Genomic DNA, 15,705 nt, shown 5'->3' with positions numbered 1-15,705 from the left:
GCGATGGACTTCACGCCGCTTCCGGTGCTGCCGGACCTCGGCCTGCCGCAGGCGTTCGCCTGTGACATCGCCGGTGTCGCCTACGAGTTCGGCCTGTACGCCAACCTCACCGTGCCGGAGACCGACCCGGCCGAGAAGCGGTACGACCTCGCGGCTCCAGACGCGCCCGGCTTCCTGGTGCTCCGGGTCGTCCAGCAGGGCGCCGGTGTGCTGCTGCTCCGCAAGCTGGCCCCGGAGCCCGGCCTGGTGCACCGCGCCGGCGCACTCGCCGTCCGGCTGACGGCGGCGACGGTGGCCCGCGGCAACCTCAACGGCCTCGGCAGCTTCGGCTCGCGGATCACCGTGGAGGTGGCCCCGTGGGCATAGTGCTGTGGCACCAGATCGAGTTCCCCGAGATCAAGCTCAAGCTGTCGAACGACGTCTACAGCGGCTCGGTCATCGTGGACCCGGTCATCAAGATCACGTATGAGATCGGCCGGCCGAGCACCGTCAAGATCTCCTTCAAGGAATTGCACGTCTCGGTGCAGGAGCAGCTCGTCACCGCGCTCAACGACAAGGGCAAGAACGGTCTGGAGGTCGTCGTCCGGCTCGGCTACCTGGACGAGCCGTGGAACCACGCGGAGGTCTTCGCCGGCCGGATCGAGTCGGTGGAGGCGACCGGGCGCGTCGTGCCCACCTCGGTGCTGTTGTCCGGCACGGAGCAGGCGGCATTCGCCCTGAAGGCCACCACCGTCGTCGACCCGCTGGCCGACCAGGAGGGGACGGCGAAGCAGGCGATCCTCAGCGTGGCCGCGGACGCCACCGCGAAGGACGCCCTGGAACGGATCCTCACCGCGGTCAACGCCGGCGCCGTCACCAAGATCCCGGTGCCGCGCGAGGTGAAGACGGTCTCCGCCGAGGGCGCGCCGCCGTTCAAGGAACTCCAGCTGTTCGGGGCGGACGCGTTCGTCCTGCTGACCAAGCTGGCCGAGCGGTTCAACGCCGAGGCGATCGTGCAGGACGGCAAGGTGCTGCTCGGCTCAAACCTGAAATACCCGCCGGATGCCGGGCCGCTGCCCGCGCTGCCCAACCCGGGCGCGGTGCTCGCGTTCCTCGCCCGCGGCGACAACCTGGTCGCGCTCAACAGCGACAAGGGCATGGTGAGCACCCAGCTCGCCGACTTCAAGCCGTTCCAGCTCAGCGCCAGCAAGCGGAAGGGTGTCTTCGAACGGCCGCCGGCGGACTCGGTCGGCGGTTTCGACTTCACCGCCGCCGGCCGGGCGGAGCTGCGCGCCGGGCAGCTGCTCATCGCGAACTTCACCGGGTACGAGAACCCGTTCTCGCCGTTCCGGATCCTGAAGCTGACGCACACGTACTCCTCCGAGGCGACCGGTGGCTTCGCCTCCGCCGGGCGGGCGGTCGCGCTCCTCGGCTCCGGCAAGTCCGAGCGCGGCCAGAGCGAGCTGGCGCGCAACGCCAGCCCGCTCAGCGTCGCCGACAAGATCGCCGACAAGGTGAAGGAAGCCACGTCCGGGAGCTCCGCGGCCACCGACGTCGGCCGGGTCAGCGCGTCGAAGGCCGCCGAGCACCGGGTCACCGTCCAATATGGACAGCAGGCGAGCAGCTTCACGAACACGCCCAGCGTCAGCCTGGACATCCCGCAGAAGAAGGACGGGCCGAAGCTCGCGGACAAGCCGATGGTCTCGCCGTTCGCCTGGCACCAGGTCGGCCTGACCGTCCCGGCGTACACGGGGATGCGCGCCGTGCTGAACCAAATCCGCGGCTCGCGCGACGACACCGTGGTCACCGGCTACCTGTGGTCCGACGAGCCGAAGATGGAGCCGCCGCCGGCCAAAGACGGCGACTGGTGGCTGTGCCTGCCCACCGAGGTCGGCGGGGACCCGCCGGCCCCGAAGGGCAAGAGCGCCAACGACCTGACGGCGGCTGACGGCCGGCGGGTAATCGAGGCCGCCGGACTCAAGATCGCTGTGGGCAAGGACGCCCTCACCGCACTGGGCAGCCGGCCGGCCGAGGGCGACGCCGACGTCCTGCTGATCACGCACAAGTCAGGTTCCACGGTGGAGATCGACGCCGACGGCAACGTCACCGTCGACGGCAAGAAAAAGGTCGTGCTCAAGGCCGGCGGCGTCACGCTGACCGTCGGCGACGGGAAGGTGGCGATCTCCTGATGGCACTCGTCCTGGTCAAGGGCGCCGTGCTCAAGTGCAGCCACGGCGGGCAGCTCAAGCTGGCGGACGGTGACGTCCGGCTCACCGTGGACGGCAAGGGCGCGGTGACCCTCGGCATGGAGGCGGGGCTGACCTTCGGCTCACCCTCGGCGCCGGTCTCCGGCATGGTCGCGCCGTGCTCGGCGCAGACGCCCAGCACGCCCCCGACGTTCCTGCCGTGCGTGACCAGCCCGGCCTTCTCGGGGCAGGCGCGGCTGCTGGCGCTCGGCGGGAAGCCGGCGTTGCTGGGCAACGCGCGCGGGACCACCGTGAGCGGGGCCGGCCCCGGCACCTGGAGCGTCGCGCAGGCCGGCCAGTCCACATTGGACAGCACATGACCGCGCCCATCATCCCGCCGATCTTCCCGTCGTCCGTGACGCCGGCCGGCCAGCCCAGCCTCGGCCACAGCCTCCGGCTCGACGACGGCGACCTGGTCTTCGACGAGCAGGCCCACGACCTCGCCGAGGTCACGGAACTGGACGCACTCAGCCAGGCGCTGCGGCTATCGATCAACACCCAGCTCGGCACCGACCGGCTCAACGTCCAGTTCGGCTTCGACCGGCTCGCCATCGGGGCGTACGCGTACAACCTTACGACCCGCAAGGAGTACGTGAAGATGCAGCTCGTCCGGTGCGTCGGCCTCGACGCGCGGGTCCGGGACGTGCACGAGGTGTTTTTCTCCGACGATCCCCGCGCGTTCGATGCGCAGCCGCAACTGGACGCCGTCGCGCAGGAACAGGTCGTCGCCGCGGTGCGGGCCAGTCGTGACTACACGGTCTTCGTGGTCATCGAGACCGTCACCAATCAGCCGTTGACGGTGGATGCGGAGGCAACCCTTGGCTAGCCAGAACGACGCCCGCCCGACGTTCGGGGTGACGCAGGACGGCTTCGTCCTCAAGGGCGTTGACCGGATCGTTGCCGACCAGCAGGCCCGCGCCCGGGAGATGTTCGGCGAGGACGTCGACCTCGACGTCACCTCCGGCAGCGCGCTGCGCAAGGTGCTCGACGCGGTGTCCTGGGACACGCACGAACTGTGGCGCGGCATGGAGGCGCAGTTCTACGCGAACTTCGTCACCACCGCCTCCGGCGCGGGCCTCGACCTGCTCGGCACCGACCTCGGGCTGTCCCGGCGCGACCTGCCGGCCGTCGGCGAGGTGCTGCTGACCCTCGCGGGCGGCGGACCCGGCCGCCGGTACGTGCTGCCCGAGGGCTCGGTGATCGTGACGACCGCCGCGCCGACCCGGGCGTTCCGCATGGTGGAGGCGGTCGTCCTCGACGCGGCCGTCCCGGCGGCGACGGTCGGCGTCCGGGCGGTCCCGCGGGGCGCGGCCGGCAACCTGCCCGCCCAGCAGGCACTGCAGCTCGACCCTGGCTGGGCGGCGCTGCACCTGAACCTGGGCACCGCCACCGTCACGGCCACCAACCCGAACCCGTTCGGCGGCGGCGAGCTGACCGAGCCGGACGCCGACTACCGGGCCAGGCTGCTCGGCCTGCCGAGGACACTGTGGACACCCGAGGCGGTGGCCGCCCAGGTGCTCGACCTGGACGGGGTGCGCGACGCCGCGCTGTTCGACCCGCTCGGCGGTGTCGACGTATCCCAGAGCTACTTCTCGATGTTCCTGTTCGGCGGGCGGGCGTTCGCCAAGCCGCGGCAGGTCGGCTCGCCGTACTACTTCGACATCCTGGTCGCCACCGAGCCCGGCTGGCCGTGGCGTACCGGCGGCGGCCCGGTGCCGGGCGTGTACGACACGGTGCTCGAGACCGTCCGGCAGTTCCGTCCGGCGTCGGTGTTCCCGAATATCACCCAGGCCGACGTGGTGGACGTGGGCATCCGCGCCACCGTCGTGGTGCAGGCCGGGCACGACGAGGACGCGATCCGCGCCAACCTGCTCGACGCGTTGCGGGCGAGCGTGGGCAGCCTGCGCCTCGGCCGCGGCGTGCAGTATTCCGACGTGCTGCTGCTGGCCCGCACCGCGCCGGGCGTCATCGACGTGCAGAACCTGCACCTGCGCCGCTGCCCGCCGGCCTTCGACGCGGTCGCCCTGGGGGATCCCGCCTTCGGCCAGTCCGTCGAGCTGGCGATCGGAGACAACCTCACGCTGCGGCCGCAGGAGGTCGCGCAGCTGTCGATCGACTCCCAGCTCATCGACATCGTGGTCAGCGCGCCATGACCGGCCCGACCGCCGTGCTGGACAGCATGCAGCTCGGGTTGACCGCCGCGTACCAGCGCGGCATGGAACGCCTGACCCTGCCGCTGGGCGGGACCGACGGAGCCGGCATCACGACGGTTCCGGCGTACGACTTCGGCTCCTACCGGAGCCGCTACGCCGGCCGGTTGCCGCAGTCCCCGCGCTACCTGGTGGTTCCGCAGGCTCCGCCGACGGTGCCGGCCACCGTGCGGGTGTGGTTCACCAGGGACGCCGGGCTGCCCGAGGAGTCGGTCGACGTCGTCGTGCCGGCCGGTGCCGCGGCCGGGGTGGCGGTGCCGCTCGGCGCGGCGGCGGCGATCACGCCCACGCTGCGGCTGACCCGCTTCCAGCCGCAGCCGCCCGCCGACCAGACGGCCGCCGCCTGGCAGCTGGTCGGGCTGCTCGGCAACCTGGCCAAGCTGCTCTGGGTGATCGGGGCCGAGCACGCCGAGCTGGGGGCGCTGCTCACCGACGTCGCCGCCCAGCGGAACGCGGCCACCGCCCACGGGGCCAGCCTCGACCTGCTCGGCGGGGACCTATGGGTGCCGCGGTTCCCGCCCCGCCCGTACGCCTGGGACCCGGACACGATCGCGCTCTACCACCTGGACGACCGGCCGTCCGGCGGCCAGCCCGAGGTGGTCACCGTCGCGGACGACCGGGCCCGGTACGAGTCCACCAGCCACCCGGGCACGAACAGCGGCGGCCGGTCCGGCCAGCCGGGACGCTTCTCGTACGCCTTCGGTTTCAGCACCAGGTCGCCGGCGCAGGTGACCGTGCCGGACCACGCCGACTTCGCGCTGCCGGCCGGCAGCGGGTTCACCGTCGAGGCGGTCGTCAAGCCGGACCGGGCCGTGACCACACCCGGCGCCGTGGTCGCCAAGCGCAACCCGCTCAACGCCCCCGCCGGCACGGGCTGGGCGCTCACCGTCGGCTCCTACCGCGGCATCGACCACAACGTGCGGTTCTCGGTGGCCGACGGCAGCCGGGAGTACGAGCTGTTCGCCGACGTCGACCTGGCCGACGGCCGGTCCCACCACGTGGCCGGCGTCCTCGACCGCACCGGCGGTACCACCGGCCGGCTCTACCTCGACGGCGCGCTGGTCGCCAACAGCCGGTTCGAGCCGCTGGGCGCGTTGACCAGCGCGGAGCCGCTCCGGCTCGGGCGGGGCAACGAGCTCGTCGCCAACACCCCGACCGACGCCCAGTACGCCGGCCTGATCGACGAGGTGCGGCTGTCCACGGTGGCGCGGTCGTCGTTCCACCCGGTGGTCGGCGAGGGGGACGACGAGTACCGCCGTCGGCTGCGGGTGTTCCAGCGCTGGCTGCTGCCCACCCCCGACGCGCTCCTCAACGCGCTGACCGAGCTGGTCGGCCCGGTCGGCGGCGATCCCCGGCCCTTCGTCTTGGACGAGGGCGTCGACCCGCTGACGACGGGGACGCTGCCGATGCGGGTGTTGCCGGGGCCGTTCGCGCCGGGTGCCGGCATCGCCGCGGACGGTGACGTGCACAGCACCGAGGCCGCCGCGGTCGGCGTGGTCGAGGACGAGTCCGGCTTCGACCCGGCGTGGCTGCGCCCGCACGAGAACCGGCCCAAGCTCGACTTCGGCGGAGTGGCGGAGCACCGGCTCATGCAGTGGAGCGTGCGGGCCGCGCTGGGCCGGCTGCTAGACCGGCTCGCTCCCGTCACAGGCAGCCTGCGGGTGCTGCGGGCGTACGACCCGGAGGCCGGCGACCTGTCCCGGATTGGCCGCGCGCTGCTGCTCGCGCACGAGACGCTGCCGCCCGGCGAGCTCGCCGTGCACGCCTTCGCCGCCGGCTTCGGCTGGGTCCGGCGTACCGGCTCCGGCGAGGTGCACGTCGCGCAGGCCGCCGCGGACTCGTTCCGGATCCTGCCGGCGCCGGCCGTCAGCGGCACGGCCCTTCCCGACCTGATCGAGGGCGGCACCCTGACGCTGTCGCTGGACCCGGACCCCGGCCCCCTCGCGGACGCCGAGGTGCGCTGGTCGGTGTCCCGGTGCGGACCGGGGGAGGCGGCCGTGACGCTCGCCGGGAAGAAGGCCGTGCTGCAGGGCGTCGCCGCCGGCACCCTGTCCGTCCGCGCCGAGGTCGTCCGCCGGCGGCACACGGCCGGCGGCAGCCGCACCGTCCGCATCGGACTGTCCGACACGGCGCTCGGCGTCGGGGGATCGATCACCGGCGACGGCACCCGCGGCGTCGCCGAGGCCGCGGCCGCCGGTGCGCCGCATGACGACTTCGACGAGGTCTACCTGGTCACCCGGACCGACGACCTGACCGGCGAGCACCCCAACGTCGCGTACGGCACCGACCCGGCCAACCGCCGGATGCAGCGGGTCACCGGGCTGGCGCTCGACCGCCTGCTCGGCCTACTCACCGGCGCGGGCGCGGTGACCGTGGTGAAGGCGTACGACCCCGCCGGCGCCGGCCTGCTCGCCCAGGGCCGGGCGCTGTGGCTGCGCCACTCCACGCTGACCGCGCCGGCGCTCGCGGCGCGGGCGTTCGCGGCCGGGTTCGACTTCGTCCGGGTCGACGCCGGGCCGCCGCAGACCGTGCAGGTCGCGGTCTCGGCCGGCGAGCAGATCGGTGTCACCGGCCCGGCCGAGGTCGCCGTCGGCACGGCGGTGACCGCGTCGGCGAGCCCGCAGGCCGATCCGTCGGCGGTGGCGTTCGCCGCCGACGGCAGCCGGGCGTACGTCGCGAACCGGGCGAGCGCCCGGGTCACCGCGTTGACCCTTGCCGGCACCGCGACGGCGTTCCCCGCCCTGACCCTGGACCGCTCGGCCTGGGTGCAGGCCACCCCGGTCGCGCTGGCGTTCGCCGCCGGCAAGCTGTACGTAGCGCACGAGCTGCCCGGGACGGTCTCCGTGCTGGACCCGGTCACGCTCGCCCCAACCGGCACCCAGATCAGCACCGGACCGCAGCCGGTCGCGCTGGCCACGGCGGGCACCCGGCTGTTCGTCGGCTGCGCCGGCGACCGGACGATCCGGGCATACGACACCGGCACCGGAGCGCAGGTCGCCACCGGCACGGTGCCGGACACCCCGCTGTCACTGGCGGTCGTCCCCGGCGGCAGCACGCTCTACGCGGTGCTCGCCGGCAACCGGTTCTGCCGGGTCGACCTGACCACGCTGGTGGCGGGAGCGGCGATCGCCACCGGCGCCGGCGCCGCCCACGCGGTCGTCAGCCCGAACGGGGCGAAGCTGTACGTGTCGTGCGCCGCCGACGATCCGGCCGACCGCACGGGGACGGTCCGGATCTACCAGACCGCGACGAACACCCAGTCCAAGGTCGTCGACGGCTTCCCGGCGGACGCGGCACCGGGCGCCATGGCCATCGGCGCCGACGGGAGGTTCCTCTACGTCGCCACCTCCGGTCCCGGTCGGGTGCACGTGCTGGACGCGGCGACGGACACGCTGCTGGCGCCGGTCTTCACGCCAGCCGGACCGACCCGGTGGCCGGCCACCAGCCCGGCCGGCGCGGCGTACCCGGCCGCGGTCGTCGCGGTCTCCGCCGGCACGGTCGTGCTCGGCGACCCGGCGCCACTCGGTCAGACGCCGCAGCGCGCGCCGCGCGTCATGACCGCGGTCCGGCTCGGCTCCGGTGCCGGCGAGCAGCTGTCCTGGGCCACCGTGCCGTTCAGCCGGGGCCAGGTCGAGCTCTCCTCCGTGGTGAGCCCGACGATCCGGGTCACCGGGGCGCAGCCGGGCAGCACGCTGGTGCGGGTCGTCTCGGTGCGCGGCGACCACCTGCTGCCATACCAATTCGAGGTCCGGCTGGTGCCCGCGCTAGACGCGGATCCGACCGTGACGCTGACCAAGGACCAGTACGACCTCGTGATGAACATCCTCAACTGGTTCCACCCGATCGGCGTCGAGGTCCGCACCGACCGGCTGCGCGCCCACGTCGTCGAGCTCGGCTCCGCCGACGCGGACCTCGCCCCCGCCTACACATTCCCGCAGTACCGCTTCCCGGGCCTGCCCGCGCCCGGTCCGACCCAGGGATGACGCCATGCCGATCTCGTATACCCGAAGCTTCTCCCACGCCGACTGGATCGACCGGGTGGACCGCGTCCAGGCCGGCGGCGACAACGGTTTCAACGGCCGGTTCCACGGCATCGAGGCCGAGTTCGACGCGCTCTCCGGGGTCGTCAAGCAGGCCGACACCCAGCTGGGCACCCAGTCCGGGCAGATCGGCGTGCTGCAACAGCAGGTCGCCGCGCTCGGCGGGGTGGTGCTCGCGCCCGTCACGCTCGGCCTGACGCCGACCATGCAGCCATTCAACCCGGACGCGACGAACAGCAGCTGGTCGCAGGTCTACTGGAGCACCGTCGTCCTCGGCCAGCCCAACGGCTCGTTCGTGAAGGTCCCGACTGCGAACGGCGGCGCCGCCGACGGGGTGCTGCCCCTGACGCTGCCGGAGGGCGTCACGCTGCTCAACATCGCGGTGCTCGGACAGGCCGCGACGCCCGCCAACATGAAGACCCAGCTGGTCCGGGAGCAGCGCAACGCCCCGTTCACCAAGTCCACGCTGGTCACCGTCACCGGCTTCGTCTCGGTGCCGGTCCCGGGAACCTCGGTGTTCACTTCGGACACCCACCTGTTCTACCTGCGCGCCACCCTCGTCGGAGCAGCGGCGGGCGATGTCCTGCGCGGCTTCGCCATCACCTACCAACCTGCCGCGTAGTCGCGGCAACGAGAGGAACCGACGATGGGACAGGTCCGCTACCCGGTCACGTTCGAGACGAGCATCTCCGATCCGGACACCTACGCCGGTGCCCGCGTGGCCCGGATGATCCTGGGCTTCCTCGGCGCGGCAGTGATCCCCACGGTCGAGGATATGTACGCGCACGCCGTCGCCTACAACGATCCGGGCGAGGGCGACTTCTGGGCGATCGACCCCGGCGCGCTGGAGCGCACGATCGTCGACTACGACCCGCGCGGCGGCGACCACTGGGTCATCTACCAGAACACCGTCGCGGCGAGCGCGGACAACCAGATCCAGTACACCCTGGACACCTACAAGGTGCCGGCGGCGTGCCTGCTCTACAGCGGTGGGCACTGGGTCTGCGTGAACGGCTACACCTTCGACGACGCCACCATGGCCCGGACCGCTTTCATCATCAACGACCCGGCGTACGTCGGTGGCGGCGCGGACCTGCAGGTGGCGCCGGCCGCCTGGGACGCCGCGTACCTGCCCGTCAACGGCGGCACGAAGTGGAACGGGAAGATCGTCGAGGTGGGGGATCCCGACCCGGCGAAGGCCGAGGTGCCGTGGGCCACGCGGAAGATCGTCCGGCCCGGCCGGACGATCATCCCGCCGGAGGAGGCGGCGGACCTGGCGATCGAAGGCGCGTTGTCGTTCGCGAAGGAGAACCGCCGGCTGCGCAAGGCGGTCGACGCGGGGCGCGTCGGCACGCCGCAGCTGGTGGCGCGGCTGGACCGGCGCGGGTCGTACTACTACCTCGTGCCGGTGACCGTGTCGGTCGACCGGGAGGAGCAGCCGCTGGCTACCATCATGATCGACGGGCGCTTCGGCGACGTGCTCACCGTGTCGGCCGCCGACGAGCCGTACCCGCTCTGGAAGATCGACCGGGACGAGGTCGTCGACATCGTGACCCGCAAGCCGATCCCGCTGTTTGAGTCGGCGACGTCCGCGACGATGCGGCTGATGGACGCGATCGCCCCCGCCGGCCGGGAGGTCCGGTCGAGCGAGCTCAGCAAGCTCCTGCGGACCGCGCTGACCAGCCACGCCACGCCGCGGGACCGGCTGATCCTGCGCCCGGACGACATCGAGATCAGCGAGACGTGGGTCTGGCACCCCGGCCAGGGCGCGAGCCCGTTCCACCCGTACTACCAAGTCCGCAGCGCCTGGCAAGACGTCTACGTCAACACGCACACCGGCGACCTCCACACCTCGCTGTATACCAAGAGCCTCTGGCTGGGCTACTGATCCTCGGTCCAGGCTTGGCGACAGTCCGCGCTGGCTTTCAGGGATCCTCCGCTGCAGGCGGATGGGACCGCTGCAATCGGCCGTGGTCCGCCGGCCGATGCGCCTTCCGCTCGAAAGGACGCCTCGGGTGTTGCCGTGGGGGTGGCGGGTGCGAATGTGTGGAGGCCGGCGAGGCCGCCTTGAGTCGCCATCCCGGTCGAGAGCCCTGGCGCACGGTGCGGAGTGCGTTCCACTTCGCGAGCCGCGGCGGCGATCCAGGCGTAGCCGTCGGCCTGCAGTCCGAGCAGCCGCGCCCCAGTCGGCCTTGGTGAGCTCCACCGAGCTCTCGCTGCTGGGTTCCTGTAACTGGTATTTACGCACTTCAGGCTCTGGGGTCATCGGTCGATCCGTCGGCTGTAGAACTCGACGGGGACAGCGAGCCCGGTGATGGTCATGACGCGGCCAGCTCCGCGGTGTCCTGGACATGTCGAGCACCCGTTCGGTGAGTCCTCGCAGCGGCCGTCGGGTTCGGCTCGTGCGGTGGTGAACGAGATGGTCGATGCTGGTCTGCTGGAGGATCTGGTGGGTCGGGTCGAGGGGATGGTCTGGCGTTGACCGGGCAGGGCGGGTTCTGGCCCGGCTGGTCAAGGCTGTGTTGGAGCGTGGCCTGGCCGAGGAGTTGACCGGGCATCTGGGTTATGCCAAGGCCGACCCGGCGGGGCGGGGTAGCCCGAACTCTCCCAACGGCACCACCTCGAAGACCGTGGCCTCAGAGGTCGGCGACATCGGCCTGGAGACCCCAGGGACCGGGCGGACCCGTCGCACGATCAGCCGCCCTCCCGAAGTCCGCGCACCCCGGGGCGAAAAAGCACCTGGCGGAGATCTGGAACGCCGAGGACAAGACCCACGCCCTAGCAGCGGTGAAGGCGTTCGAGGCCGCCTACGGTGCCAAGCACCCCAAGGCCGTCGCTAAGGTCACCGACGACCTGGACGAACTGCTCGCGTTCTACGACTACCCGGCCGAGCACTGGATCCACCTGCGCACCACCAACCCGATGCCTATCTGGAGTCGACTTTCGCGACCGTCCGGCACCGCACCAAGGTCACCAAAGGTCCCGGCTCCCGGGCCGGCCGCCTGGCCATGGCCTTCAAGCTCATCGAGTCCGCCCAGGCCCGGTGGCGGGCGGTCAACGCACCCCACCTCGTCGCCCTCGTCCGCGCCGGGGCCCGCGGCTTCGTCAACGGCCACCTCGTCGAACGCACCGACGACCGACCAGCAGCCGCCTAAGAACCTGATCCACAAGCCTTTGACTATTGCTTTGCTGATAGAAAACGCCCTCGTTGTCTGCCAGACACACTTACCTGACCGTCACGGAATTGGCCCATTAAGCCGCGGCCCGTGCCTCCGCTCACGCTGCGCTATTCGCAAGTGACGGTCGGCTCATCCCGCGGTGAACATCGCCCTCCCAGTCGAGTAAATCTCGCACTCAGCGATCACGCGTTATCGCAGTTTCCGTAGGGTTTAAGGGCATTCGCTAAATAAGGAGGAACGCTGCATGGCAGCAAATGGTGTCTCGCGTCGTAGTGTGTTGGGCACGGGTCTGGGGCTCGGCGTCGCCGCGGCGGTCAGCGGAATGGATCTGCGGAATGCGACCGCGGCCGAAGCGGCTGAGCAATCCACCGCGTACCGACCGGTGAGCATGGCGATGCACGTCCACGCCTGTTTCAGCGAGGGCGGCAGCTGGGCCGACGGCGGCGGTGGGGCCAGCATGATGGCCCAGTTGGACCAGGCAACGACGAACAATGTCGACGTTATTTGGTGGACCGATCACGACTGGCGGATGGAGGCGTACGGCTACTACGACGGCATCGGGTTCGACGGCACCGATGAGGACGGTGGCCTGCAGTGGTTCGAGCAGAACCAGGGCACTGTCACCGGCACCCAGCACGCCTTCGTGGACGAGCCGCACAGTCCCGACGAGCCCGGCAAGGCGATGCGCGTCACGGCGACCGGTCCGGCCCCCGACTGGGGCGTCTCCTACCTGTGGGGCAAGCCCGGCAACAGTTTCTACTCGACCAACCTGTCGGACACCACGCTGATGATCGACGTGCTGGGTGAGCGGATCGGCCCGGACGCCGAGCTCGTGGTGCAGCTCGAGACCTCCAACCGTCCCGCCACCGCCGGCCGGCCCGCCGGGCTCTACGTCCTGGAATACCGGGTCGGCGCCAAGGCGGCGCGTGGGCTGGAGAAGCCGTTGACCGGGGTCGTGACAGTCGCGGCGACCGGCGGCTGGCAGACCCTGACGATACGCCCGCTGGAGGACATCCGGGCGTTCTGGCCGGACCTCCTGGCCGAGGACACCGGGCTCGCCCGGCTGCGCTTCGGCGTACGGGCCCGTAACAACGCCACCGCGCAGGCGGTGTTCGACCACCTGCGCATCGACCGCACCCGCGATCCGCTGCGCTGGCCGGTCCGCACCCAGCGCGAGATCATGCACAGTCTGACCAAGCAGTATCCGAACGTGACGCAACACATGTCGACCGAAGTGTCAATGGTGCGGCACCTGAACGTCTTCATGAAGGACTTCGAGCTCTACCCCTACCCGCCGACCGGCAAGGCGCCCACGCTGGACAACTCGGTCGAGGGAATCGAAAAGGTGGTCCGCTGGTACCACGAGCGCGGCGCGCTGGTCCAGTACAACCACCCGCCCACGAACGCCGCCGCCGTCGCCGAACTCGTGCAGACCCGGGCCCTCGGCACCGATCTGATGGAGGTTGCCAACGCCGGGGGCGACTACGACGTGATCCACAGTCGCCTCAACATGTACGACGTCGCGGCGCGCAACGCGATCTTCCTGACCGCGACGAGCCAGAACGATGACCACGTCGGCCGCAACTGGCTGGGCATGAGCCATCTGTTCGGCACGTCGGTGTGGGCGGCCTCGACGGAGGTGCGGGACCTCATGGCGGCGCTGGCGTCCGGGCAGGCCTGGTTGTACGACCTGAAGCTGTGGCCGACCGGGCAACTCGACCTCGCAGTCGGCGGCCAGCGCGCGATGGGCCGGGTCATCCGCACAGCCGCCGGCAGCGTTCCTGTCGACCTCACCGCCGAGAACCTGCCCGCCGGTTCGACGGTGCAGATCATCGTCGGCGTCTGCGACCGTACGGGGCAGACCTCACCCTCGCTCGAAAAGCACCCGTACCCGGCCGACGCCTTCACGCAGGGCCGGCTGCCGTTCCGCCTGGACCGCGAGAACGGCCGCTATCTGCGTGTCGAGGTCTACAACTCCGCCGACGTGCTGATCGGATTGGGCAATCCGCTCTGGGTGCTGCCGCCCGGCGGCGGCATCCACATCCCCGCCGCGCGCGGGTTCGCCTACCGGCCTCATGACCGCGACCGGCCATGAGGCCGGTCAGTTCGTCAGGTTGACCCGGTGCTCGGGGGGGCGTACGCCGACATTGATCGCCTCGGCGTCTACGCCCTCCGACCCGGCTCGCTCTCGTTGCGCGCCGAGGCCGCGCCGGCCCCGCAGAGGACTCCGCGCGTCCCCAGGGGTCCAGTGACGGCGACCCGAGTTGGTGGCGCCGCTTCTGGCTGGCATGCGGGCGCCGCTCCTGTGGGCCACTCAAGATTTCCGATGTCGACCTGTCGATTTCGCGGCTCGCCATTCGTCTCATGGTGTAACCATCTGGATGAGGAGGCGGAGCGTTGCAGTACGTCATGCTGATCTACCAGGGCACCAGCTCCGATGAGTGGGCCGCGCTCTCCGAGGAGGAGCAGAAGCAGGTCTATGCCGACTACGGCGCGATCAACAAGACGCCAGGCGTCACCCCCGGCGTTCCCATGGGTCTCCCCGAGAACGCGACCACGGTGCGCGTTGAGGGCGGCAAGACCCTGACAACCGACGGTCCGTTCGTCGGAATGAAGGAAGCCGTCGGCGGTTGGTTCGTCCTCGAGGCCGACGACCTCGACGCGGCCATCGAGGTGGCCGCCCGCGTCCCGGCGGCCCGCCTCGGCGGTGCCATCGAGATTCGACCCGCGCAGACCTATTGGTGATGACACTCGATCAGGTCTTCCGCGAGGAGTGGGGCCGGGTGCTGGCCACCCTGATCGGCTTCCTCGGCGACTTCGACCTCGCCGAGGAAGCCGCACAGGAGGCCTTTGCGATCGCCGCGGACCGATGGCCACGCGACGGCATCCCCAGCAACCCGCGCGCCTGGCTGATAACGACGGCTCGGAACCGAGCCACGGATCGCATCCGCCGCGAGCAGGCCCTCGCCGCCAAGTCCGGCCTGCTCACCGCAGGCAACCCTGCCCAGGTGTCAATGAACGCCACGACGTTTCTCGACGAGCGCCTGGAACTCATCTTCACCTGCTGTCATCCGGCGCTCGCGGTCGAGGCGCAGGTTGCGCTCACCCTGCGCACCCTCGGCGGCCTCACCACTGACGAGATCGCCCGCGCCTTCCTCGTACCGCAGCGCACGATGGCGCAGCGGCTGGTGCGGGCCAAGCGCAAGATCAAAGCAGCGGGGATCCCGTTTCGAGTGCCGCCCCCTCACCTGCTCCGCGACCGACTCGACGCCGTTCTCGCCGTCGTCTACCTGATCTTCAACGAGGGCTACAGCGGACGCGACGAACTCGCGGCAGAAGCACTCTGGCTGGGACGCGCGCTCGCCGAACTGCTTCCGGACGACCCCGAGGTTCACGGGCTGCTGGCGATGATGCTCTTGCACGACTCCCGTCACAAGGCGCGATTCCGCGACAGCGAACTCGTGCTGCTCGGCGATCAGGACCGGTCACGTTGGAACACCGAGCAGATCGCCGATGGACGCGCCGAACTAGACCGGGCACTCGCCCTCGGCGGCCGCGGGCCCTACGTCCTGCAGGCCGCCATCGCCTCGTTGCACGCCGAGACGCCGTGCGACTGGGCGCAGATCGCGGCGTTGTACGGCGAGCTCGCCCGCCTGACCGGCTCGCCCGTCGTGGAGCTGAACCGTGCCATTGCAATCGCCGAGACCGAAGGCCCCGAGGCCGGCCTGCGCCTGCTCGCCGAACTCGGTCTCGACGACTTCTGCTACCTGCACTCGACCAGGGCCGAACTCTTGCGGCGCCTCGGGCGGACCGACGAGGCGCGTGACGCCTATCGGTGTGCGAGAGAACTCACCGATGACCGCGCCGAACAGCGCTTCCTCGAACGCCGGCTGACGGAGCTGGCAGCCGCCACTCGCTCAGGTTGACTCCGAACAGGCCTTGCCGATCGATGTCTGGCGCCAGACGAGCGTGTCGAGTCCGGGAGCTGTCAGTACAGACGCGCAGCAACCTGGCGAACCTCGCCGCGTCTGTCCGTCACGACCTGACCAGC

General features: G+C 71.0%; 11 protein-coding genes and 2 pseudogenes. All 13 read left to right on the top strand.

The window, feature by feature from the left end:
• The first annotated feature begins 3 nt into the window (after nucleotides 1–3).
• The 13 genes and pseudogenes from HEB94_RS01965 to HEB94_RS01910 all read left to right on the top strand — a co-directional run bounded on the left by HEB94_RS01965 (nucleotide 4) and on the right by HEB94_RS01910 (nucleotide 15,580).
• The gene (locus HEB94_RS01965; protein ID WP_192748360.1) at nucleotides 4–366 is read left to right on the top strand and encodes a hypothetical protein; all 363 of its coding nucleotides are present in this window, start codon (nucleotides 4–6) and stop codon (nucleotides 364–366) included.
• The gene (locus HEB94_RS01960) at nucleotides 357–2,168 is read left to right on the top strand and encodes a hypothetical protein (RefSeq protein ID WP_192748359.1); all 1,812 of its coding nucleotides are present in this window, start codon (nucleotides 357–359) and stop codon (nucleotides 2,166–2,168) included. Before HEB94_RS01965 ends, HEB94_RS01960 begins: the two co-directional genes overlap by 10 nt.
• Entirely contained in the window at nucleotides 2,168–2,545 is a 378-nt protein-coding gene (locus HEB94_RS01955) for a hypothetical protein (protein WP_192748358.1), read from the top strand. The genes HEB94_RS01960 and HEB94_RS01955 overlap by 1 nt, the downstream gene beginning before the upstream one ends.
• The gene (locus HEB94_RS01950; protein WP_192748357.1) at nucleotides 2,542–3,051 is read left to right on the top strand and encodes a hypothetical protein; all 510 of its coding nucleotides are present in this window, start codon (nucleotides 2,542–2,544) and stop codon (nucleotides 3,049–3,051) included. The genes HEB94_RS01955 and HEB94_RS01950 overlap by 4 nt, the downstream gene beginning before the upstream one ends.
• A complete protein-coding gene (locus HEB94_RS01945; protein WP_192748356.1) occupies nucleotides 3,044–4,378 on the top strand; it encodes a baseplate J/gp47 family protein in 1,335 nt (444 codons plus the stop codon). Before HEB94_RS01950 ends, HEB94_RS01945 begins: the two co-directional genes overlap by 8 nt.
• Nucleotides 4,375–8,418, top strand: coding sequence for a LamG-like jellyroll fold domain-containing protein (locus tag HEB94_RS01940; protein WP_192748355.1), 4,044 nt, complete (start codon nucleotides 4,375–4,377; stop codon nucleotides 8,416–8,418). The genes HEB94_RS01945 and HEB94_RS01940 overlap by 4 nt, the downstream gene beginning before the upstream one ends.
• A 4-nt stretch (nucleotides 8,419–8,422) precedes the next feature.
• A complete protein-coding gene (locus HEB94_RS01935) occupies nucleotides 8,423–9,097 on the top strand; it encodes a hypothetical protein (RefSeq protein ID WP_192748354.1) in 675 nt (224 codons plus the stop codon).
• 24 nt (nucleotides 9,098–9,121) lie between these two features.
• Nucleotides 9,122–10,363 carry a hypothetical protein gene (locus HEB94_RS01930; RefSeq protein ID WP_192748353.1) on the top strand — a complete coding sequence of 414 codons (1,242 nt, stop codon included), beginning with the start codon at nucleotides 9,122–9,124 and terminating at the stop codon, nucleotides 10,361–10,363.
• A 432-nt stretch (nucleotides 10,364–10,795) separates the two neighbouring features.
• Nucleotides 10,796–11,222, top strand: a pseudogene (locus HEB94_RS50050) (transposase); the annotation flags it as partial.
• Nucleotides 11,173–11,630, top strand: a pseudogene (locus tag HEB94_RS01925) (transposase); the annotation flags it as partial. The pseudogenes HEB94_RS50050 and HEB94_RS01925, both read left to right, overlap by 50 nt.
• Nucleotides 11,631–11,898: 268 nt before the next feature.
• Entirely contained in the window at nucleotides 11,899–13,749 is a 1,851-nt protein-coding gene (locus tag HEB94_RS01920) for a hypothetical protein (RefSeq protein ID WP_192748352.1), read from the top strand.
• Between the two features lie 302 nt (nucleotides 13,750–14,051).
• Nucleotides 14,052–14,399 (top strand): YciI family protein, encoded by a 348-nt coding sequence (locus tag HEB94_RS01915; RefSeq protein ID WP_192748351.1) that lies wholly within the window; start codon nucleotides 14,052–14,054, stop codon nucleotides 14,397–14,399.
• Nucleotides 14,399–15,580, top strand: a complete 1,182-nt coding sequence (locus HEB94_RS01910; RefSeq protein ID WP_192748350.1) for an RNA polymerase sigma factor — start codon at nucleotides 14,399–14,401, stop codon at nucleotides 15,578–15,580. Before HEB94_RS01915 ends, HEB94_RS01910 begins: the two co-directional genes overlap by 1 nt.
• The last annotated feature ends 125 nt before the right edge of the window (nucleotides 15,581–15,705 follow it).

The organism is Actinopolymorpha pittospori (assembly GCF_014873875.1).
Taxonomy (GTDB): Bacteria; Actinomycetota; Actinomycetes; order Propionibacteriales; family Actinopolymorphaceae; genus Actinopolymorpha; species Actinopolymorpha pittospori.
This window is presented reverse-complemented; position numbering and strand designations above follow the sequence as displayed.